The organism is Streptomyces sp. NPDC014864, from assembly GCF_043081525.1.
GTDB lineage: Bacteria > Actinomycetota > Actinomycetes > Streptomycetales > Streptomycetaceae > Streptomyces.
This window is the reverse complement of record NZ_JBIBWT010000008.1, coordinates 267,819-287,699: the sequence shown is the minus strand read 5'-3', so window position 1 is coordinate 287,699 and position 19,881 is coordinate 267,819. Positions and strand designations below refer to the sequence as shown.

21 protein-coding genes are annotated in these 19,881 nt (G+C 73.8%); 9 read left to right on the top strand and 12 right to left on the bottom strand.

Annotation, left to right across the window (positions count from 1 at the left end; translation table 11 throughout):
* The first annotated feature begins 7 nt into the window (after positions 1–7).
* The 4 genes from ACF1A5_RS17510 to ACF1A5_RS17495 all read left to right on the top strand — a co-directional run bounded on the left by ACF1A5_RS17510 (position 8) and on the right by ACF1A5_RS17495 (position 3,691).
* Positions 8–520, top strand: coding sequence for an FMN-binding protein (locus ACF1A5_RS17510; RefSeq protein WP_392193727.1), 513 nt, complete (start codon positions 8–10; stop codon positions 518–520).
* A 93-nt stretch (positions 521–613) separates the two neighbouring features.
* Positions 614–1,996: a ferric reductase-like transmembrane domain-containing protein gene (locus ACF1A5_RS17505; protein WP_392193726.1), complete on the top strand. Its 1,383-nt coding sequence runs from the start codon at positions 614–616 to the stop codon at positions 1,994–1,996.
* A gap of 53 nt (positions 1,997–2,049) precedes the next feature.
* On the top strand, positions 2,050–2,895 hold the full coding sequence (locus tag ACF1A5_RS17500; protein ID WP_392193725.1) for an FMN-binding protein: 846 nt from the start codon (positions 2,050–2,052) through the stop codon (positions 2,893–2,895).
* A 58-nt stretch (positions 2,896–2,953) separates the two neighbouring features.
* On the top strand, positions 2,954–3,691 hold the full coding sequence (locus ACF1A5_RS17495; protein ID WP_392193821.1) for an FAD:protein FMN transferase: 738 nt from the start codon (positions 2,954–2,956) through the stop codon (positions 3,689–3,691).
* Between the two features lie 88 nt (positions 3,692–3,779).
* Here ACF1A5_RS17495 and ACF1A5_RS17490 read toward each other — a convergent pair whose 3' ends face one another.
* From ACF1A5_RS17490 to argC, 5 genes are read right to left on the bottom strand one after another with little or no spacing between them, the layout of a single operon-like run.
* Positions 3,780–4,325, bottom strand: coding sequence for an arginine repressor (locus tag ACF1A5_RS17490; protein WP_392193724.1), 546 nt, complete (start codon positions 4,323–4,325; stop codon positions 3,780–3,782).
* A gap of 19 nt (positions 4,326–4,344) precedes the next feature.
* Complete coding sequence (locus ACF1A5_RS17485; protein ID WP_392193723.1) at positions 4,345–5,529, bottom strand: acetylornithine transaminase; 1,185 nt, start codon at positions 5,527–5,529, stop codon at positions 4,345–4,347.
* A complete protein-coding gene (gene argB, locus ACF1A5_RS17480) occupies positions 5,526–6,500 on the bottom strand; it encodes an acetylglutamate kinase (protein WP_392193722.1) in 975 nt (324 codons plus the stop codon). Before argB ends, ACF1A5_RS17485 begins: the two co-directional genes overlap by 4 nt.
* The gene (gene argJ / locus ACF1A5_RS17475) at positions 6,497–7,648 is read right to left on the bottom strand and encodes a bifunctional glutamate N-acetyltransferase/amino-acid acetyltransferase ArgJ (protein WP_392193721.1); all 1,152 of its coding nucleotides are present in this window, start codon (positions 7,646–7,648) and stop codon (positions 6,497–6,499) included. The genes argB and argJ overlap by 4 nt, the downstream gene beginning before the upstream one ends.
* Entirely contained in the window at positions 7,645–8,673 is a 1,029-nt protein-coding gene (gene argC, locus ACF1A5_RS17470) for an N-acetyl-gamma-glutamyl-phosphate reductase (RefSeq protein ID WP_392193720.1), read from the bottom strand. Before argC ends, argJ begins: the two co-directional genes overlap by 4 nt.
* A gap of 174 nt (positions 8,674–8,847) precedes the next feature.
* On the opposite strand from argC, the gene ACF1A5_RS17465 reads away from it, so the two are divergent.
* Complete coding sequence (locus ACF1A5_RS17465; RefSeq protein WP_392193719.1) at positions 8,848–9,309, top strand: DUF6314 family protein; 462 nt, start codon at positions 8,848–8,850, stop codon at positions 9,307–9,309.
* On the opposite strand, the gene ACF1A5_RS17460 is transcribed toward ACF1A5_RS17465, so the two are convergent.
* The 3 genes from ACF1A5_RS17460 to ACF1A5_RS17450 are packed head-to-tail and all read right to left on the bottom strand — an operon-like array spanning position 9,291 to position 11,915.
* Positions 9,291–9,884, bottom strand: a complete 594-nt coding sequence (locus ACF1A5_RS17460; RefSeq protein WP_392193718.1) for a histidine phosphatase family protein — start codon at positions 9,882–9,884, stop codon at positions 9,291–9,293. The genes ACF1A5_RS17465 and ACF1A5_RS17460 overlap by 19 nt on opposite strands.
* Before the next feature lie 52 nt (positions 9,885–9,936).
* On the bottom strand, positions 9,937–10,404 hold the full coding sequence (locus ACF1A5_RS17455) for a GNAT family N-acetyltransferase (protein ID WP_392193717.1): 468 nt from the start codon (positions 10,402–10,404) through the stop codon (positions 9,937–9,939).
* Positions 10,405–10,439: 35 nt separating this feature from the next.
* Entirely contained in the window at positions 10,440–11,915 is a 1,476-nt protein-coding gene (locus ACF1A5_RS17450) for a PLP-dependent aminotransferase family protein (RefSeq protein WP_392193716.1), read from the bottom strand.
* On the opposite strand from ACF1A5_RS17450, the gene ACF1A5_RS17445 reads away from it, so the two are divergent.
* On the top strand, positions 11,914–12,918 hold the full coding sequence (locus tag ACF1A5_RS17445; protein WP_392193715.1) for a DMT family transporter: 1,005 nt from the start codon (positions 11,914–11,916) through the stop codon (positions 12,916–12,918). The genes ACF1A5_RS17450 and ACF1A5_RS17445 overlap by 2 nt on opposite strands.
* 143 nt (positions 12,919–13,061) lie before the next feature.
* Positions 13,062–13,259 (top strand): DUF1918 domain-containing protein, encoded by a 198-nt coding sequence (locus ACF1A5_RS17440; protein ID WP_392193714.1) that lies wholly within the window; start codon positions 13,062–13,064, stop codon positions 13,257–13,259.
* Here the strand turns inward: ACF1A5_RS17440 and ACF1A5_RS17435 are convergent.
* Positions 13,256–14,572, bottom strand: coding sequence for a glycoside hydrolase family 10 protein (locus ACF1A5_RS17435; RefSeq protein WP_392193713.1), 1,317 nt, complete (start codon positions 14,570–14,572; stop codon positions 13,256–13,258). The two genes, ACF1A5_RS17440 and ACF1A5_RS17435, sit on opposite strands and share 4 nt — an antisense overlap.
* A 172-nt stretch (positions 14,573–14,744) precedes the next feature.
* On the opposite strand from ACF1A5_RS17435, the gene ACF1A5_RS17430 reads away from it, so the two are divergent.
* A complete protein-coding gene (locus tag ACF1A5_RS17430) occupies positions 14,745–15,617 on the top strand; it encodes a 3-hydroxybutyryl-CoA dehydrogenase (protein ID WP_392193712.1) in 873 nt (290 codons plus the stop codon).
* Positions 15,618–15,811: 194 nt separating this feature from the next.
* Entirely contained in the window at positions 15,812–16,069 is a 258-nt protein-coding gene (locus tag ACF1A5_RS17425) for a hypothetical protein (RefSeq protein WP_392193711.1), read from the top strand.
* 30 nt (positions 16,070–16,099) lie between these two features.
* Here ACF1A5_RS17425 and ACF1A5_RS17420 read toward each other — a convergent pair whose 3' ends face one another.
* From ACF1A5_RS17420 to ACF1A5_RS17410, 3 genes are all read right to left on the bottom strand, one after another.
* The gene (locus ACF1A5_RS17420) at positions 16,100–16,645 is read right to left on the bottom strand and encodes an NUDIX hydrolase (RefSeq protein WP_392193710.1); all 546 of its coding nucleotides are present in this window, start codon (positions 16,643–16,645) and stop codon (positions 16,100–16,102) included.
* Positions 16,646–16,809: 164 nt separating this feature from the next.
* Positions 16,810–18,150, bottom strand: coding sequence for a transcriptional regulator (locus ACF1A5_RS17415; RefSeq protein ID WP_392193709.1), 1,341 nt, complete (start codon positions 18,148–18,150; stop codon positions 16,810–16,812).
* Positions 18,151–18,452: 302 nt separating this feature from the next.
* Positions 18,453–19,571, bottom strand: coding sequence for a PP2C family protein-serine/threonine phosphatase (locus ACF1A5_RS17410; RefSeq protein ID WP_392193708.1), 1,119 nt, complete (start codon positions 19,569–19,571; stop codon positions 18,453–18,455).
* Positions 19,572–19,881 lie beyond the last annotated feature (310 nt).

Here is a 19,881-nt window from a genome sequence, read left to right as displayed (position 1 = left end):
GGTCCCCTTGCACGCGTTGAAGAAGAACCGTCCGCTGCGCCGCGTCGTGCTGGCGAGCGCCGCCACCGTCTCCGGACTGGTGATGCTGCTGTCGCTGAAACCGCACACGCCGCCGGAGATCGCCACGGCGCCCGCCCCCGCCGTCTCCGGCGGCTCCGGCGCCACCGCCGGGCCGGACGGATCCGGGTCGTCGTCCGGTGGATCGTCGTCCGGCGGGACCTCGTCCGGCGGCGGGAGCACGGGCACGAAGACCACCACGGGGCAGACGGTGCAGACCCGCTGGGGCCCGGTCCAGGTGCGGATCACCGTGAAAAACGGGAAGATCACCGATGTGACCGCGGTCTCCTACCCCTCGGAGAACCCCAGGGACCAGCAGATCAACGGTTACGCGATCCCCCGGCTGAGGAGGCAGGCGCTGGCCGCGCAGAGCGCCCGGATCGACGGGGTGTCGGGCGCCACCTACACCAGCGACGGTTACCGACAGTCGCTCCAGTCCGCACTGGACTCGGCCGGACTCTGAACATCCGCCGGGCGCTGAACGCACCGCCGCCCCGGCACGTATTGCAGGGCCAAGGGACCACGCCACCCCCCTTGCCCCGTCCACGGAGGAACCGTGACCACCACGCTCGCAGGAGGCCGCGCCGCCCGGCGCCAGACGATGCGCCGCATCCGGCCGCGCCGCTCCCCCGCCGTTCCGCTGCTGCTCGCCGTGTGGGCGGGCGCGGCGGCCGTGCTCTGGCTGTGGTGGATGAACACCCCGTCCGTCGCGGGCACCGGCGGGCGGATCCTCAACGCGGGCCGGATCACCGGCCTGCTGGCCGGCTATCTCATGGCGCTGGTCGTGCTGCAGATGGCCCGGGTGCCCGCCCTGGAACGGAGGGTGGGCTCGGACCGGGTCGCCCGCTGGCACGCCATGAGCGGCCGCTACACGCTCTGCCTGGTCCTCGCGCACGTCTTCCTCACCATGTGGGGCTACGCGCTGCAGGCCGGCAAGACGCTCGGTGACATCGTCCAGCAGACCGTCGACTCCATCAACCAGCTGCCCGACATGGGCAAGGCCGCCGTCGGCACCGGCCTGCTGATCGTGATCGGCCTGGTCTCGATCGGCCCGGTCCGCCGCCGGATGCCGTACGACACCTGGTACCACGTGCACCTGTTCACGTACGCGGCGGTGTTCCTCACCTTCTGGCACCAGATCACCACCGGCAACGACTTCGCCGTCGAGCCGGCCGCCAAGACCTTCTGGTACGGGCTGTACGGCGCGGTGACGGCGCTGGTGGTCTGGTACCGGATCCTCACCCCGATCCGGCTGAACCTGAAGCACCGGATGCGGGTCGAGGCGGTGATCGAGGAGACGCCGGGGATCGTGTCCGTGCTGATCGGCGGCAGCAAGCTGCACCGGATGGGCGCGGAGGCCGGGCAGTTCTTCCGCTGGCGGTTCCTGGCGCCGGGGATGCGGTTCAGCTCCCACCCGTACTCGCTGTCGGCGGCACCCCGCCCGGACCTGCTGCGCATCACCGTGAAGGCGATCGGCGACCACAGCGCCCGGCTGCGCGAGCTCGCCCCGGGCACCCGGGTGTGGGCGGAGGGCCCGTACGGCGCCCTGACCGCGTCCCGGCGCAGCCGCGGCAAGGTGCTGCTGGTCGCGGGCGGTGTCGGCATCACCCCGATGCGGGCGCTGTTCGAGACGTTGCCCGGCGCGGCCGGGGACATCACCCTGCTCTACCGGGCCAACAGCACCCAGGACCTGGCCCTGTGGGACGAGCTGGCGAAGATCGCGGACGAGCGCGGCGCCCGGCTGATGTACGCGGTCAACAGTCCGGACGGGGAGCGCCCCGACATCTCCGCCGAGTCCCTGCGGCGGAAGATCCCCGACATCGACCACCACGACGTCTTCATGTGCGGGCCGAACGGCTTCGCGCAGTCGGTGTACGAGGCGCTGCGCGGCGCGGGGGTCCCCGCCCGCCGTATCCATCACGAGTCGTTCGAGATGTGAGCGACGGGAACCCCGACCATCCGGACTTCACGGAAATCAGGAGCTCAGGAGCGATGAGGAAGAGCCACCCCGTCCGACGTGCCGTGCTCGCCGGTGCCGCCACCGTCTCCGGCATCGTGCTGCTGCTGTCGTTGAAGCCTGCGTCCGACCCGGCCGCCGCCGCGGCGGCGGGCGGCGCGGCGCCGCAGCAGACCGCGTCGGCGCAGGACTCGCCCCAGGGCGGCGCCCGGGGCACCGGTGACGGCACGGTCACCGGGACCGTCGCCCAGACGCAGTACGGGCCCGTCCAGGTCCGCCTCACGGTGAGCGGCGGAAAGATCACCAAGGCGGAGGCCGTGCAGGCCCCGAAGGGCGGGCTCAGCAGCCAGAAGACCGAACTGGCCGTGCCCAGGCTCAACCAGGAGACGGTGGCCGCGCAGAGCGCGCGGATCGACGCGGTGTCCGGGGCCACCTACACCAGCGGCGGCTACAAGAAGTCGCTCCAGTCGGCGCTGGACCGGATGAAGACGGCCGGGTCCTCGTCCGCCGACAAGGGCGGCGGCACGGCGTCCGGATCGGCGTCCCCGAGCTCCTCCGGTGCCTCGGGCACGTCGGGCTCCTCCGGGTCGTCCTCGGGCTCCTCCCGGACCCGCACCCTCACCGGCAAGGTCGTCCAGACCCAGTACGGTCCGGTCCAGGTCCGTATCACGGTGAGCGGCGGAAAGATCACCAAGGCGGACGCGGTACAGGCCCCCCAGGGCGGGCTCAGCAGCCAGAAGACCCAGCTCGCCGTGCCCAGGCTCAACCAGGAGGCGCTCGCGGCCGGCAGCGCGGACATCGACGCGGTGTCCGGGGCCACCTACACCAGCGGCGGCTACAAGAAGTCGCTGCAGTCGGCGCTGGACCAGGCCGGTGGCTGAGGCCGTGGCCGAGCAGCCGGCAGGAGCTCCCGCCGCGGTGCGTCACGTGGAGGAGGTCATGGGGACCGTCTTCTCCTTCGACGTCCGCGGCGGGGAACCGGATGCGGTCCGCGCGGCGCTGGGCGAGGCCGTCGCCGGGCTGCGGCGGGCCGACGAGGTGTTCAGCACCTACCGCGACGGCAGCCAGGTCTCCCGGCTGGCGCGCGGCGAACTGACCGTCGAGGAGTGCGAGCCCGAGGTCGCCGAGGTGCTCGGTCTCGGCGCCGAGGCCGAGCGCGCCAGCGACGGCTGGTTCAGCCTGCGCTACGAGGGGCGGCTCGACCCGACCGGCATCGTCAAGGGCTGGGCGGCCGAACGGGCGGCCCGGCGGATCGCGGCGGCCGGCGCGAGCGGGGTCAGCGTCAACGGCGGCGGGGACGTCCAGCTGCTCGGCGCGCCCGAGCCGCGGCGGCCCTGGCGGATCGGGGTGTCGGACCCGCTCCGGCCGGGCGGGCTGGCCGCGGTGATCTCCACGGCCGGGGCGGCGGAGCTGGCCGTCGCGACCTCGGGCACGGCCGAGCGCGGCGCCCACATCGTGGACCCCCGCACGGGCCGCTCCGCGGTGACCGACCTGGTGGCCGTCACGGTGGTCGCCCCGCGGCTGACCTGGGCCGACTGCTGGGCCACGGCCGCCTTCGCGATGGGTTCACGGGAGGGGCTGGCCTGGCTGGAGTCCCTCCCGGACGTGGAGGCCCTGCTGATCACGGCGGGCGACGAGGTGCGCTGCACGGGAGGTCTGGCGGCGCGGCTGGGCTGATCCGGCCCCCGCCCGGATGGGACCGCGCGCCGGACACAGGCGTGGCGGAGGGGGCGTACCGATGCCGGTACGCCCCCTCCGCCATGCCTCAGTTGCCGTTCTGGGCAAGCCTCAGCAGGTGGTCCGCGAGAGCCTGACCGCCGGTGGGGTCACGGCTGATCAGCAGGAGAGTGTCGTCGCCTGCGATGGTGCCGAGGATGTCCTGCAGCTCGGCCTGGTCGATCGCCGAGGCCAGGAACTGGGCGGCCCCCGGCGGGGTGCGCAGGACCACGAGGTTGGCGGAGGCCTCCGCGGAGATCAGCAGCTCCTGCGACAGCCGCCGCATCCGCTCCTCCTTCGCCGACCCTCCGAGCGGGGCGCGCGGGGTGCGGAAACCGCCCTCGCTCGGCACCGCGTAGATGAGGTCGCCGTCGGTGTTGCGGATCTTCACCGCGTTCAGCTCGTCCAGGTCACGGGAGAGCGTCGCCTGGGTGACACTCAGCCCGTCGTCGGCCAGCAGCTTCGCCAACTGGCTCTGCGAACGCACCGGTTGCCGGTTGAGGATGTCCACGATCCGGCGGTGGCGTGCGGTGCGGGTCTGCGGCACGGCCGGTCCGGCCCCGTTCTGCCCGTGGTCCTCCTGCGCCTGACTCATCGTCGTCCCATTCTCCGGATCATCCGTCCCCCTTGGCCACGTCCAGGACGCCGGGCAGCGCCCCGAGGAAGGCGTCCACCGCGTCGTCGCCGAGGTTCAGCGGCGGCATCAGCCGTACGACGTCGGGGGCGGGCGCGTTCACGAGGAAGCCGGCGTCCTGAGCCGCCTGCTGCGTCTGCGGCGCGAGCGGCTCGGTGAGCACGATACCCAGGAGCAGCCCCGCGCCCCGGACGTGGGCGACCAACGGGTGGCCGAGGGACTCGATCCCCTCCCGCAGCCGCTCGCTCTGCCGCTTGACGTTGTCCAGGAGTCCCTCGCCCGCGATGGTGTCGAGGACGGCGAGTCCGGCGGCGCAGGCGACCGGGTTGCCACCGAAGGTGGTGCCGTGCTGTCCCGGCCGGAGCAGCCCGGCGGCGCGCCCGAAGGCGACGGTGGCGCCGAGCGGCAGCCCGCCGCCGAGGCCCTTGGCGAGGGTGACGACGTCCGGCAGCACGCCCTCGTGGGCCTGGTACTCGAACCAGTGGCCGGTCCGGCCGATGCCGGTCTGCACCTCGTCGAGGACCAGCAGCGAGCCGGTGCCCGCCGTGATCGCCCGGGCCGCCTTGAGATAGCCGGCCGGGGGCACCACCACCCCGTTCTCGCCCTGGATCGGCTCGATGACGACCAGGGCCGTCTCCTCGGTGACGGCGGCGGCCAGGGCCTGCGCGTCTCCGTAGGGCACGTGTGTGACGTCGCCGGGCAGCGGGCGGAACGGCGCCTGCTTGCCGGGCTGCCCGGTGAGCGCGAGGGCGCCCATGGTGCGGCCGTGGAAGCCGCCCTCGGTGGCGACCATGTGGGTGCGCCCGGTCAGCCGGCCGATCTTGAAGGCGCCCTCGTTGGCCTCGGCGCCGGAGTTGCAGAAGAAGACCCTGCCGTCCCGGCCGAAGAGCTGGAGCAGCCGTTCGGCGAGCGCGACCGGCGGTTCGGCGACGAACAGGTTGGAGACATGGCCGAGGGAGGCGATCTGCCGGCTCACGGCCTCGACGACGGCCGGGTGGGCGTGGCCGAGGGCGTTGACCGCGATGCCGCCGACGAAGTCGGTGTACTCCTTGCCGTCCGCGTCCCACAGTTTCGCGCCCTCGCCGCGCACCAGGGGCAGCCGCGGAGTGCCGTAGTTGTTCATGAGCGCGCCCTGCCAGCGCGCGGTCAGTTCCTCGTTGCTCAAGACTCCCCCTGTTCGTGCCGGTCGCCCTGGTCGGCCCCGTTGCCGCGGTCGCCCTGGCCGGCCGGCGTGTCGTCGGGCACGACCATGGTGCCGATGCCCTCGTCGGTGAAGATCTCCAGCAGGATCGAGTGCTGCACCCGGCCGTCGATGACGCGGGCGGTGGTGACGCCGTTGCGCACGGCGTGCAGGCAGCCCTCCATCTTCGGCACCATGCCCGAGGACAGCTCCGGCAGCAGCTTCTCCAGCTGGGACGCGGTCAGGCGGCTGATCACCTCGTCGCTGTGCGGCCAGTCCTCGTAGAGGCCCTCGACGTCCGTGAGGACCATGAGGGTTTCGGCCCCCAGTGCCGCAGCGAGTGCCGCAGCAGCCGTATCAGCATTGACGTTGTAGACATGTCCGTCGTCCTGACTGCGGGCGATGGAGGAGACGACCGGGATGCGGCCGTCGGCGAGCAGGGCCCGGATCGCGCCCGTGTCGATCTCGGTGATCTCGCCCACCCGCCCGATGTCGACGAGCTCGCCGTCGATCTCGGGCGTGTGCCTGGTGGCGGTGATGGTGTGCGCGTCCTCGCCGGTCAGGCCGACGGCGAGCGGGCCGTGCTGGTTGAGCAGCCCGACCAGCTCCCGCTGCACCTGCCCGGCCAGCACCATGCGGACGACGTCCATGGCGTCCTCGGTGGTGACGCGCAGGCCGGCCTTGAACTCGCTGACGATGCCGTGCCGGTCGAGGGCGGCGCTGATCTGCGGGCCGCCGCCGTGCACCACGACCGGCTTGAGACCGGCGTGCCGCAGGAAGACCACGTCCTGGGCGAAGGCGGCCTTCAACTCCTCGTTCACCATGGCGTTGCCGCCGAACTTGATGACGACGGTCTTGCCGTGGTGCCGGGTCAGCCAGGGCAGCGCCTCGATGAGGATCTGGGCCTTGGGCAGCGCGGTGTGCTTGCGCGTGGTTCCCGTGCTCGCGTGGCTCATGAGGAGTAGGCGCTGTTCTCGTGGACGTAGTCGGCGGTCAGGTCGTTGGTCCAGATGGTGGCGGTCTCGATGCCGGCGGCGAGGTCGGCGACGATGTGCACCTCGCGGTAGCGCATGTCGACGTGTTCGCGGTCCTCGCCGACACCGCCGTTCTTGCAGACCCAGACGCCGTTGATGGCGACGTTGAGCTGGTCGGGCTCGAAGGCCGCGCCGGTGGTGCCGATCGCCGACAGCACGCGGCCCCAGTTGGGGTCCTCGCCGTGGATCGCGCACTTGAGGAGGTTGTTGCGGGCGATCGAGCGGCCCACCTCCACGGCGTCCTCCTCGGTGGCCGCGTTGACCACCTCGACCCTGATGTCCTTGCTGGCGCCCTCGGCGTCCCGCACGAGCTGCTGTCCGAGGTCGTCGCACACGGCCCGCACGGCCTCCGCGAACTCCTCGTAGGCGGGGGTGACCTCGGCGGCGCCGGAGGCCAGGAGCAGCACGGTGTCGTTGGTGGACATGCAGCCGTCGGAGTCGACGCGGTCGAAGGTGACCCGGGTGGCGGCGCGCAGGGCGCGGTCCAGCGTCCCGGCGTCGACGTCGGCGTCCGTGGTGAGGACGACCAGCATGGTGGCCAGGCCCGGCGCGAGCATCCCGGCGCCCTTGGCCATGCCGCCGACGGTCCAGCCCTCCTTGGTCACCACGGACGTCTTGTGGACGGTGTCGGTGGTCTTGATGGCGATGGCGGCCTTCTCGCCGCCGTGCTCGGACAGCTGGGCGGCGGCCGTCTCGACCCCCGGGAGCAGCTTGTCCATGGGGAGCGTCACGCCGATCAGCCCTGTGGAGCAGACGGCCACCTCGATGGCGCCGACACCGAGGACGTCGGCGGTCTTCTCGGCGGTGGCGTGCGTGTCCTGGAAGCCCTTGGGGCCGGTGCAGGCGTTGGCGCCGCCCGAGTTGAGGATCACGGCCGAGAGCCGTCCGTCCTTCAGCACCTGCTGCGACCACAGCACCGGCGCCGCCTTGACGCGGTTGGAGGTGAAGACGCCCGCGGCGGCGCGGCGCGGACCGGTGTTGACCACGAGGGCCAGGTCCGGGTTGCCGTTCTCCTTGATTCCGGCGGCGATGCCGGCCGCCGTGAATCCCTTGGCTGCCGTGACGCTCACGGTGCGACTCCGATCGTGGAAAGTCCGGTGGACTCGTCGAGCCCGAGGGCGATGTTCATGCTCTGCACGGCACCGCCCGCCGTGCCCTTGGTCAGGTTGTCGATGGCGCTGATCGCGACGATGCGGTGCGCGGCCTCGTCGTACGCGACCTGGATCTGCACGGCGTTGGAGCCGTGGACGGACGCCGTGGCGGGCCACTGCCCCTCGGGGAGCAGGTGCACGAACGGCTCGTCGGCGAGGGCCTTGTGGTAGGCGGCGCGGACCGAGTCCGCGGTCACGCCGGGCCGCGCCTTCACGTTGCAGGTGGCGAGGATGCCGCGGGGCATCGGGGCGAGGGTCGGCGTGAAGGAGACGGAGACCGGCTCCCCGGCCGCCGCGCTGAGGTTCTGGATCATCTCCGGGGTGTGCCGGTGGACCCCGCCGACGCCGTACGGCGACATCGACCCCATGACCTCGCTGCCCACCAGGTGCGGTTTGGGCGCCTTGCCCGCGCCGGAGGTGCCGGAGGCGGCGACGACCACGGCCTCGTTCTCGGCGAGGTGGGCGGCGTACGCCGGGAAGAGCGCCAGGGACACGGCCGTCGGGTAGCAACCGGGCACCGCGATGCGCTTGGACCCCTCCAGCGCAGCGCGGCCACCCGGCAGTTCGGGGAGGCCGTAGGGCCAGGTCCCGGCGTGCGGGGAGCCGTAGAACCGCTCCCAGTCGGCCGGGTCCCGCAGCCGGAAGTCGGCGCCCATGTCGATGACGAGGACGTCGGGCCCGAGCCGCTCGGCGACGGCGGCGGACTGGCCGTGCGGCAGGGCGAGGAAGACGACGTCGTGCCCGGTGAGGGTCTCGGCGGTGGTCGCCTCGAGCACGCGGTCGGCGAGGGGGAGCAGGTGCGGTTGCAGCGCACCGAGCCGCTGCCCGGCGTTGGAGCCACCGGTCAGCGCACCGATCTCGGCCTCCGGGTGCGCCAGCAGCAGGCGCAGCGCCTCTCCGCCCGCATACCCACTCGCCCCGGCGACCGCCACACGTACAGCCATGAACCCTCCTTCGACGGCATGACTATACGGTTGCTTGCACGTTTATGCAATCCTCCGCGGACTGGGACCGGCTCCCGCGGCGGCCCGGCTGTGCCGACCCGGGCCCCGGACGGCAGGATGGGGAGGAGGCGAGTGGGGTGTGCGGAAAGGCGACGGAGAGTGGGAGGGGCGCGGGTGAGCAGCGGGGCCGACGGCGGCGGGTTCTGGCCGGTGGGCGATGTGCTGGCCCATCTGGCCGGCGGCTGGCGGGTCGAGCGCACGGTACGGGATCTGGCGGGCGGCGCCGAGGGGCGGTTCACCGGGACGACAATCTTCGAGCCGCTCGACGGCGGCGGTCTGCTGCACCGGGAGTCAGGGGTCTTCGTCTGGCAGGGCGTCGCCAGGCCCGCCGAGCGGACGCTGCGCTTCCTCCCCGCCGACCCGCCCGGGACGGCTCAGGTGCGGTTCGCGGACGGGCGGCCCTTCCACGACCTCGACCTGCGGTCCGGGCACCATGTCGCCCACCACCCGTGCGCGGCGGACCGCTACCGGGGCGAGTTCACCGTCCTCGACGACGGGCACTGGCGGACGGTGTGGCGCGTGGGCGGTCCCGCCAAGGACCTGGTCCTCACGACGGACTACGCCCGCAGGGGCTGAGCGGTCACTCCGTCCAGGTGCAGGTTCCAGCGGCCCGCCCAGCCGATGACGGTGCTCGTCGACAGCGGGTGGACGTCGATGTTCCAGTACGTGGCGGGCGGCGCCTTCAGGGCGTAGACCAGGGCGGCCCGGATCACCGACGGCTCCGCCACCGCCACGATCCGGCAGCCGTCCTCGACGGGACGGGTGTCCAGCCAGCCGCCGACCCGGGAGATGAAGCCGAGCAGCGACTCGCCGCCGTGCGGGGTGGCGCGCGGGTCGGCGAGCCAGGCGTCCACGGCGGCCGGCTCGCGGGCCATCGCCTCGCCGAGGGTCAGTCCGCGCCAGCGGCCCATGTCGCAGTCACGCAGGGCGAGCTGTGCGAGCGGGGAGTAGCCCAGGGCGTCCCCGGTGGCCCGGCTGCGCGGGGACGGCGAGCAGTAGCGCAGTTCGGCGGCCGCCAGGGGCAGCAGGCCGGGGGCGACGCGGAGCACCTCGTCCCAGCCCGCCTGGTCCAGTGGCCGGTCGTCCTCGAAGCGTTCCGCGAGCAGCGGGGTGCTGCGCGACGTGGCGACGAACGTGACCCGAAGTGCCATGCGGCGATCGTGGGCCGACCCGGTGCCCAGGTCAAGGGGTGTCACCGGGGAGTTACCCAGGCTGTACCGAGTCTTGCGCCAGGACGAGCGCCATCCACTGGCCGGGCCGCTCCAGCGCCCGGAAGCCGAGCCTCTCGTACACCCCGTGCGCGTCGTGGGTGGCCAGCAGGATCCGGCGCAGCCCGCAGGGCCGCAGGTGCTCGCACACGGCGGCGACGAGCGCGGTGCCGATGCCCTTGCCGCGGACGGCCGGATCGACGTAGACGTCGCAGAGCCAGGCGAAGGTGGCCCGGTCGGTCACCACCCGCGCGTACGCGACCTGGTCACCGGACAGCGAGTCGAACACCCCGAACTGGAGCGAGCCGCTGGCCGCCCGCTCGTGCTTCTCGCGCGGCCGTCCCAGCGCCCAGTACGCGTCGGTGGAGAGCCAGCGGTGGACCCAGTCCACGTCGATGCGGCCGGGGTCGGAGGAGATCTCGTAGCCGTCGGCGAGGCGGGGCGTACGGGGCGTGTCCGTCATGGCGCGAGGCTGCCAGGGCGGGCCGGTCCTGTCGATCAGTTTTCGGGCCCCCGCGGCACCGTCCGCGTCCGGGCCGCCTCGGCCCAGGCCGTGCGCAGCCGCCGTACCCCCTCCGTGATCTCGGCCGTCCCGCCGACCGCGGCGAAGCTCAGCCGGATGTGGGCGGCGGGGGGCTCCGCGCTGAAGTAGGGGCGGCCGGGGGCGAGCGCCACGCCCGCGCGCAGGGCCGCGGCGGTCAGCGCGGACTCCTCCGCGCCGTCGGGCAGGCGCAGCCACAGGTGGTAGCCGCCGGACGGGATGTGCGGGAGGGCGAGGTCGGGGAGGTGCAGGCGCAGCGCGCCGGTCATCGCCTCCCGGCGTGCCCGCAGCTCGGCCGAGACCGCTCGCAGATGGCGCGGCCAGGCCGGTGAGCCGACGAGTTCCAGGGCCGCCTCCTGCAGCGGGCGCGGGACGAAGAAGCTGTCGACGACCTGGATGGCGCGCAGCCGCTCCAGCACCGGGCCGCGGGCGGCCAGGGCGCTGACCCGGAAGCTCGGCGAGGTCGCTTTGGTCAGCGAGCCGACGTGGACGACGACCCCGTCGGCGTCGTCGGCGGCCAGCGGGGGCGGCAGCGGTCCGGCGTCCTCGTGCACGAGGCGGCGCACGAAGTCGTCCTCGACGACGAAGGCGCCGGCCGCGCGGGCGATGCGCAGCACCTCCGCGCGCCGCCCGGGGGCGAGCACGGCGCCGGTCGGGTTCTGGAACAGCGGCTGACAGACGAAGACGCGGGCGCCGCTCGCCCGGAACGCGTCGGCGAGCAGCTCCGGTCGCACCCCGTCGGCGTCCACCGGCACGGGCACCGGCCGCAGCCCGGAGGCGCGGGCGATGGCGAGCATGCCGGGATAGGTGGGCGACTCGACCAGCACCGGGGCGCCCGGCGGGGCGAGCGCCCGCAGCGCGGTGGTCAGCGCGGACTGGCCGCCCGCGGCGATCAGGACCTCGGCCGCGGTGACGGAGCCGCCGGGCCCGCCGATGCCCCGCGCGAACCATTCGCGCAGCTCCGGCAGCCCCTCCAGCGGCGGCCGCCCCCAGGCGCCGGGGCGGCGGCCCGCGCGGGCGAGCGCCGCGGCCATGGCCCGCTCGGGTTGCAGCGAGGGATGCAGATAGCCGCCGTTGAACTCGACGACCCCCGGCGCCGGGGCGGCGAGGGAGACGGTGACCCCGGAGGCGTCCACCGTGCGCGGCACGAGATCGGCGCCCCCGTCCGCGCTCAGTGCGACCTCCTGCCAGGAGGTGTCCCCGGCGGGAGCGGCCGCCGCCCTCGGCCGGGCGCGGAAGGCCCCGGCGCCGGGCCGGGTGACCACCAGCCCTTCGGCGGCGAGCTGCGCCAGGGCCCGCGACACGGTCACCGGGCTGACCCGGAACCGCTCGACGAGGGCCCGGCTCGACGGGAGCTTCTCATCCGGCGAGTAGCGGTGCAGTTCCCGCCTCAGCAGTTCCGCCAGCTCACCGCCGCTGCTACGCTCTTGCATGAGAGCAGAGAGTAGCGCTACCGCGTCGAATAGGGTAGCGGTCGGGGCCCCGGAGCAGCACCCCGAGCCCGCGTGCACCGGGCCGGAGCACACCCGGCCGGAGCGCGGCGGACCGCGGAGCCGCCGCCCGGCGTCCGCCGGGGCGGCCCGGCGCGCCGGGACACTCCAGGCCGCCCTCGGTGTCGTCGCCTTCTCCCTCACCTTCCCGGCCACCGCCTGGGGGCTGGAGGGGTTCGGCCCCTGGTCGCTGGTCGCCTTGCGCAGCGTCCTCGCCGCGGTCGTCGCCGGCGGCTGCCTGCTGGCGCTGCGCGTCCCGCCGCCCGCGCCGCGCCACTGGCCCGCACTCGCGGTCGTGGCCGCCGGGGTGGTCCTCGGCTTCCCCCTGCTGACCACGCTCGCGCTGAAGACCTCCACCACCGCGCACGCCGCCGTCGTCGTGGGCCTGCTGCCCCTGACCACCGCGCTGTTCTCCGCGCTGCGCGTCGGCACCCGCCCCTCGCGCACCTTCTGGGCGGCGGCGCTGGCGGGCGCGGCGGCGGTGGGCGTCTTCACGGCGCGGCAGAGCGGCGGGGCCCTGACCACCGCGGACGGCTATCTGTTCGGCGCGCTGCTGGTGTGCGCCGCGGGCTACACCGAGGGCGGCCGGCTGGCGCGGATCATGCCCGGCTGGCAGGTCACCGGCTGGGCCCTGGTGCTCTGCCTGCCGCTCACCGTGCCGCTCACCGCGCTCGCGCTGTCGTACGAACCGGTGCGGCTGACCGCGCACGGCGTCGCCGGGCTGCTGTGGGTGGCGGTGGGCTCGCAGTTCCTCGGCCTGGTCGTCTGGTACCGGGGCATGGCGGCCGTCGGCATTCCCAGGGCCAGTCAGTTGCAGTTGGCCCAGCCCCTGCTCACACTGGTGTGGTCGGTGCTGCTGCTCGGCGAGCACCTCACGGCGGCCGCTGTGCTGACCGCCGCCGCCGTACTCGTCTGCATCGCGGTGACCCAGCGGGCGCGCGGCTGACGTCCGCGCCCAGGTCCACGCACTGTCCAGGTCCCCACACAGGTTCGCGCACAGCCCGACCGATACCGATACCGCCGCGCGCCCACGCCGTAGACTCGAGGCCACGGGCCGCTGCTCCCGCAGATGGTGAGGAGGCGCTGCAGATGCACGCATCCGTCGGCGACCAGCTTGTCCAGCACGGCAGGGTGGTCGGCCAGCACGACCAGATCTCCGTAATCCTCGAGGTGATGGGCGCGGAGGGCAACCCGCCGTACCGCGTCCGCCTGGAGAACGGGCACGAGGCCGTCATGTGGCCGGGCCCCGACTGCCAGGTGCTCCACCGGCAGAAGGAACAGTACTAACGCGCTGGTCGCGCCGGCTGCTCGTAGTGGTCGGCGACGACCCGCGTCATGGCTCCGGCCGGGTCCGCCGCGACCTCACGGGCGGCGAAGAAGACATGACCGCGCACCTCGGCGTGCCCGCGGGCGAGCGTGAGGTGCCGGGACAGCTCGGCCGGGTCCTGCCACGCCGCGCCCTGCGCCGGGTCGCCCACCTTGTACAGCGCCTCCCCGACGTACAGCTCGGTGCGGCTGCCCCGGGCGACCCCGGCCCACCAGGACACCAGCTCGGCGTAGTCGGCGGCGGGCAGGCCGATGTTCCAGTAGAGCTGGGGGACGACGTAGTCGATCCAGCCCTCGCGGACCCAGGTGCGGGTGTCCGCGAAGAGGTCGTCGTACGTCTGCACGCCCGCACGCGTGTCCGAGCCGCGCGGGTCCGTCGCGGCGTTGCGCCACACCCCGAAGGGGCTGATCCCGAACCGGGTGCCGGGCCGGATCGCGGTGATGCCGGCGGCGGTCTCGCGCACCAGCCGGTCGATGTTGTCCCGCCGCCAGGCGGCCCGGTCCGCGAAGCCGCCGCCGTGGCGGTCGAAGGCCGCGTCGTCGTCGAAGACCTGGCCGGCCACCGGGTAGGGGTAGAAGTAGTCGTCGAAGTGGACGCCGTCGACGGGGTACTTCCGCACCGCGTCGAGCATCGCCTCCCGGACGAAGGCGCGGACCTCGGGCAGGCCGGGGTTGTAGTGCAGCTTCCCTCCGTACGGCACCACCCAGTCGGGGTGCCTGCGGGCCGGGTGGGAGGCGACGAGCCGGACGGGGTCGGCGTGCAGGGCGATGCGGTAGGGGTTGAACCAGGCGTGCAGCTCCAGGCCGCGGGCGTGCGCCTCCTCGACCGCGGTGCCGAGCGGGTCCCAGCCGGGGTCCCGGCCCTGGGTGCCGGTGAGGAACTGCGACCACGGCTCGTACGGCGAGGGCCACAGCGCGTCGGCGGTCGGCCGGGCCTGGAACATCACGGTGTTGAGGCGGCGGCGCACCGCCTCGTCGAGGAGGGCGGTCAGCTCGGCGCGCTGCTCGCTCGCGCTCAGTCCGGTGCGCGAGGGCCAGTCGCGGTTGGCGACCGTGGCCAGCCACATGCCGCGCATCTCGGTGCCCGTGGTGCCGTCGGTGCCGGTGGCGCGGCCGGCGTCCGTGGCGCGCGACGGCCCGGCGGCCGGCGGGTCCGCGGGCGTCCGCGGTGGCTCGACGCGCGGGCGCCGGTCCGACGCCCCCGCCGGACCTCCCGTCGCCGCCAGGACGGTCAAGGCGGCCGCGGTGAACGCCCGCCGTGTGACTGGGCCCATCCGGGCACCCCCATGACGTCGTGGATCCGCTTCGTCACGGATCGTGTACCGGGCCAGGGTGCACCACCCGGGCGATCGATCATCGGCGCCGCGGGGGTAACGTGCACGAACGGAGCAGGCACCACACGGAGGGGCCGCCTGCCACAGCCGTAGGATCTGCGAAAGGGACGATGTGACCGGCATTTCGGGAGACATTGCGCGCGTCGGAGTGGTGGGCTGCGGCCAGATGGGTGCGGGCATCGCCGAGGTGTGCGCCCGTGCCGGGCTGGACGTCAAGGTCGCCGAGACCACCGGCGAGGCCCTGGAGATCGGCCGCACCCGGCTGTTCAACTCGCTGGGCAAGGCGGCCGAGCGCGGCAAGATCAGCGAGGCGGAGCGGGAGTCGACGCTGGCGCGGCTGAGCTTCACCACCGACCTCGGCGAGTTCGCGGACCGCGACCTGGTGATCGAGGCCGTCGTGGAGAACGAGCAGGTCAAGACGGAGATCTTCCAGGTCCTGGACCAGGTGGTGACCCGGCCGGACGCCATCCTCGCCTCCAACACCTCCTCCATCCCGCTGGTGAGGCTGGCCGTCGCCACCTCGCGGCCCGACCAGGTCATCGGCATCCACTTCTTCAACCCGGCCCCGGTGCAGAAGCTGGTCGAGCTGATCCCGGCGCTGACCACCTCCGAGGGCACGCTGAGCCGCGCGCAGCTGTTCACCGAGAAGGTGCTCGGCAAGCAGGCGATCCGCGCCCAGGACCGCTCCGGCTTCGTGGTCAACGCGCTGCTGATCCCCTACCTGCTCTCCGCGATCCGGATGTTCGAGTCGGGCATCGCCAGCCGCGAGGACATCGACAACGGCATGGAGCTGGGCTGCGCCCACCCCATGGGCCCGCTGAAGCTGTCCGACCTGATCGGGCTGGACACGGTCGCCTCGGTGGCGCAGAGCATGTACGAGGAGTACAAGGAGCCGCTGTACGCCGCTCCCCCGCTGCTGCAGCGCATGGTGGACGCGGGCCGGCTGGGCCGGAAGACCGGCTCGGGCTTCTACACCTATCCCTGACCACGCTCCGTACCCGCCGCGGGCGGACACGGGCCCGACACCCCGCGAGGGCGCCGGGCCCGCGGCATTCGCACACCGTGTGCGCGCCGGACCCGCATATGCCCCTCGCACACTCTCCCCACCCGCCCACCAGGCGAGTTGACTCATCATGCGCATGCAAGGGATGTGAGACGACTACGGAAAGGAGCGGACTCGTGACCGCCGATCCCGAGCATCCCGTCCCCCACGGGGAACTCGCAGAGTTACGACGCCGCCTCGACGTGGCCTACGCCCGCGTCGAGGGCGGGCTGGCACTCCTCAGCCACCGCACCGAGGAGGCCGCCAAGGAACTCGACGATCTGCACAGCCGGATCATCTCGCTGGAGCACGCCCGCTGGCCGCTGCCCGCCGTGGCGGCCCTCACGGCCGTCGGGGCCCTGGTCGTGGCCGTGTGGCAGGCGGTGGGGCACTGAGCCGGCCGGGGCCGGGACGCGGCGGGGGGATCAGTGCGGGGTGTCCTGCCCGAGCCTGAGGTGATGCAGCAGCAGTAACGCGGCCGCCATGTTGGCGGCCGGGACCTCCCCGCGGGCGACCAGGTCGGGAACGAGTTTGAGGGGGACCCATTCCCGCCGGTCGGACTCGAAGTCGTCCACGGGGTGCCCGACGTACTCGCCCTCGTCCGACCAGTAGATGTGGTGCCGGGCGTCGGTGAGGCCGTTGGACGGCTCCACGCTCATCAGGTGGTGCAGGGGCCCCGGCCGCCAGCCGGTCTCCTCCTCCAGCTCCCGGGCGGCCGCGCTCGCGATGTCCTCGCCGTCCTCGACGACGCCCGCCGCCAGCTCCCAGCCCCAGCTGTCGGTGATGAAGCGGTGGCGCCACAGGAGGAGGACCTCGTTGGCCTCGTTGAGCACCGTGGCCACGGCGACGGGCCGCATCCGTATCAGGAAGTGGTCGAGGTGCCGGCCGTCCGGCAGCTCGACATCCGCGAGATTGACGCTGAACCAGCGGTTTTCATAGACAGTTTGTTCGTTCTGCTTCGTCCACTGCACGGTTCTGCCACCTTCCGACGAGTAAGTGGCAATATCGCAGCCGGAGCGGTCCGGCAGCAGGCGCGCAGGGAGCCGCTCGCGGCGCAGCGGTGGGCGCAGGGGGCCGTGCAGAGGGCGCCCGGTCCACGCACGGACCGGGTACCTGGGGGGACGTCAGCCCTTCGTCACAGCGGTACGCGCAGTGCGCCGTCGATGAGTTCGGCCGCCTCGGCGGTGCCGGCGCAGCCGCTGCGCACCAGGTGGTCGCGCACCGCGCGGAGTCTGTCGCGCAGCCGCTGGGACTCCATGCCGCGGGCCTGTTCCGCCATCCGCACCGCGGTGGCCACCGCCTTCTCGGCGTTGCCGCGGCGCAGCTCGATCGTGCTGAGCATGGCCAGCCGGTGCACCCGGCCCCGGTCGTGGGCGGGGTTGTCCACCGCGGCCGCGGCGTGCTCCTCCGCCGCGGCCAGTTCGCCGAGGCTGAGCAGCGCCTCGGCCACCTGGACGTTGACCAGGCCGGGCTGGACATAGCCGGTCTCGTCGGGTTCGTAACCGCGCCGGATCCGCCCGGCGGCCTCCTCGGCCCGCCGGATGCAGGACAGGGCGCTCGTGCCGTCACCGAGGTGGGCGTACGCCTTGGCCTGCATCGCGTACAGGTCGGAGGCGAGGGCGGGGGTGATGTGCCGGCCGGCGGCGCGCAGCGCGGCCTCGGCGAAGGCCACGGCCTGGCGGTACTCCTTCATGAACAGTGCCTGGTTGACCAGCAGCGCTATGACGTACGCCCCCAGTCCCCGGTCCCCGCTGGCCTTGGCGAGCCTGAGGGCCTGGTGGAAGTAGCGCTGGGCGAGGCCGTGCGCGTCGGAGTCGTAGGCGCAGATGCCCGCGATCGCCACCAACCCGCCCGTGGCGCGGTGGAGTTGGCGGCCGGTGGCGTCGGTGTAGCTGCCGCGCAGCAGCGGCGTCGCCTCCGCGTTGAGGAAGCCGACGATGCGGCTGCGGGTCGCAACGCCGCCCGCCTTGCGGTACATCTGCTCGTAGTGGGTGCGGGCGGCGCGCAGCATGTCGATGTCGGCCGGGGTGACCCGGTGCCGGCCGCCGCGGGAGACGTCCACGTCCTCCGGCGGGTTCTCCCACTCCCACACGGGCATGACGGCCGGCGTGCCGGTGACGGCGGGCGCGCCGAGGAGGTGCGGGCGCTGCTGCTCGTCGCAGCGCCACAGGGCCGTGGCCCGTTCGACGAAGCCGGAGAGCGAGGTGCCGTGCGGGGCGGACGGCTCGCCGGGCACGCCGAGCCCGATGTCGTCCAGGGTGACGGGCCGGTCCAGCCGGGCGGCGAGCACTTCGCAGATCAGGTCGGGCACCTGGCCGCGGGGCCGCTGGCCCTTCAACCACCGTGCCACCGCGGTGTGTTCGTAGCGGAGGGCGAGACCCCGTGCCCGGCCCGCCTGGTTGACGTGCGCGGCGAGTCCCGCGTGCGAGATCCCGGCCTCGTCCAGGATCGCGTCGAGCAGTGTGTTGGGCTGCATGAATGCCCCCCGGTGACTCGGTGCGTGACAGCGTAGTGCGTTTGGCTTCACACGGGGTGTGAACGGAGTGCGCGAACCCGCCCTGTGCGCGCGCTGTCGCGGAGAGTTTCCGGCCGGTTGACTGAGATGCCTCGCAAGAGGCCGGCACGGGCCGCCGGCTCCCCCTCGTACAGTGCGGCGGCCCGCTTGCGCGCCGTCCGCTCAGCTGCCTGCCCGACACTCCGTGGCGGGGCGGACGGCGCGGCCGTCGCCGGCCGGCGGGGCGCGGGGTCAGGCGGCCGGGGCTGTCCATGGGGTGTCCGCTACGGGTTCGTGGGCGCCGGCCGCGCCCCGCGGTACAGCCGCGCCTCGGTGGCCTCCCTCGCCCCGGAGGGGCCGGCGCGGGTCGGCAGGGGCCGGTCGTTGTGGAGGACCAGGACCGCCATGTCGTCGGCCGGGCGTTCTCCGGTGTGGTGCAGGAGCCGGGCGAAGACGGTCCGGAGCACGGTGCGCGGCGAGAGGGGCCGGTCCCGCGCCGACTCGGCCAGGACCGCGGGCAGGGGGAAGAAGCGGCCCCGCTGGTCCCGTGCGTCCTCGACGCCGTCCGTGTAGAGGACCAGGGTCTGTCCCGGACGCAGACGGCCCGCGGAGGGGGCGGACAGGTCGGCCGGCAGGGGGAACAGGCCGAGCGGGGGCAGGGGTTCGGCCCCGGACAGCGGGCCGACGCCGGGGCCGCTCAGCACATAGGGCCAGGGGTGCCCGCAGTTGAGGGCGCGCATCTCGCCGTCGGCGTCGATCTCCAGCAGCAGGACCGTGACGAACTCCTCGGCCACGGGGTGCTCCGGTTCCACACCGGCGGGGGCGGGTCCGGCGCGTGCCCGCTCGCACAGGTGCCTGGCCAGCGCCCGCTCCAGCCGCCGCAGCACACCGGCGAGTTCGGCCTCGTCGTACCCGGCCTCGCGGAAGCTGCCGAGGACGGCGGCCACGGTGCCGATCGCCCCGAGGCCGTGCCCCCGGACGTCCCCCATGACCACGCGGACGCCGTGCTCGGTGGCGATCACCTCGTACAGGTCGCCGCCGATGGCGGCCCCGCGGTCCGCGGACAGCTGGGCGGCCGCGACGCTCAGCCCGTCGACACGGGGCGGCAGCGGCCGCAGCAGCACGCTCTGGGCGGCGCCCGCGACCGCGTGGGCCCGGCGCAGCTCGCGCAGCAGGACCCGCCGGACGTGCAGGACGAGCCCGGTACCCACGGCGAGGAAGACGGCGCTGGTGACGAGACGGGCGCCCAACCCGCTCTGCTGAGCGAGCGGGCAGGCCAGCCGGTACGTGGCCGCCACGGCGCCCCAGGCCGCGGGCGCCCCCAGGGCGACGGTCCGGCTCGGCGGCCGGTGGCCGGACGGGCCGCGGAGCGCCCGGCCGGGGCGGCGGATGCCCGACCGCACCCACGCTGGAAGCCCTCTCCGGGCGGGTGCCCGGGAGTCCGTACGGGACCACGCGCCGCGCGCGGTCCCAGCCTTGATGCGGATCATGCCCATGGCCCCCCATACAGGCCCTGACAGCGCAGACCGGCCCCGAGAGGCCGGTCCGATTCTGTCGAGCGCGCACCCGGTATGGGCCGGATCGAGGGGGTTGCCACCCGAACGAGTGAGGGATCTTCGGGCAGGCCGCATTTATGCAGCCCAGGGGCTGTGCGGCGGGCCTCTCGACGGGGGCGGGGGTGCGGGGGGACCGCGGGTCGTCCCCGCGATCCCC

Excerpts from the sequence above, each read along its gene's own strand:
- ACF1A5_RS17435 (WP_392193713.1), bottom strand. The coding sequence starts at position 14,572 with ATGGGCCCAGTCACACGGCGGGCGTTCACCGCGGCCGCCTTGACCGTC.
- ACF1A5_RS17460 (WP_392193718.1), bottom strand. The coding sequence starts at position 9,884 with ATGGCACTTCGGGTCACGTTCGTCGCCACGTCGCGCAGCACCCCGCTG.
- ACF1A5_RS17415 (WP_392193709.1), bottom strand. The coding sequence starts at position 18,150 with ATGCAGCCCAACACACTGCTCGACGCGATCCTGGACGAGGCCGGGATC.
- ACF1A5_RS17440 (WP_392193714.1), top strand. The coding sequence starts at position 13,062 with ATGCACGCATCCGTCGGCGACCAGCTTGTCCAGCACGGCAGGGTGGTC.
- ACF1A5_RS17490 (WP_392193724.1), bottom strand. The coding sequence starts at position 4,325 with ATGAGTCAGGCGCAGGAGGACCACGGGCAGAACGGGGCCGGACCGGCC.
- ACF1A5_RS17495 (WP_392193821.1), top strand. The coding sequence starts at position 2,954 with ATGGGGACCGTCTTCTCCTTCGACGTCCGCGGCGGGGAACCGGATGCG.
- argC (WP_392193720.1), bottom strand. The coding sequence starts at position 8,673 with ATGGCTGTACGTGTGGCGGTCGCCGGGGCGAGTGGGTATGCGGGCGGA.
- ACF1A5_RS17500 (WP_392193725.1), top strand. The coding sequence starts at position 2,050 with ATGAGGAAGAGCCACCCCGTCCGACGTGCCGTGCTCGCCGGTGCCGCC.
- argB (WP_392193722.1), bottom strand. The coding sequence starts at position 6,500 with ATGAGCCACGCGAGCACGGGAACCACGCGCAAGCACACCGCGCTGCCC.
- ACF1A5_RS17455 (WP_392193717.1), bottom strand. The coding sequence starts at position 10,404 with ATGACGGACACGCCCCGTACGCCCCGCCTCGCCGACGGCTACGAGATC.
- ACF1A5_RS17450 (WP_392193716.1), bottom strand. The coding sequence starts at position 11,915 with ATGCAAGAGCGTAGCAGCGGCGGTGAGCTGGCGGAACTGCTGAGGCGG.
- ACF1A5_RS17445 (WP_392193715.1), top strand. The coding sequence starts at position 11,914 with ATGAGAGCAGAGAGTAGCGCTACCGCGTCGAATAGGGTAGCGGTCGGG.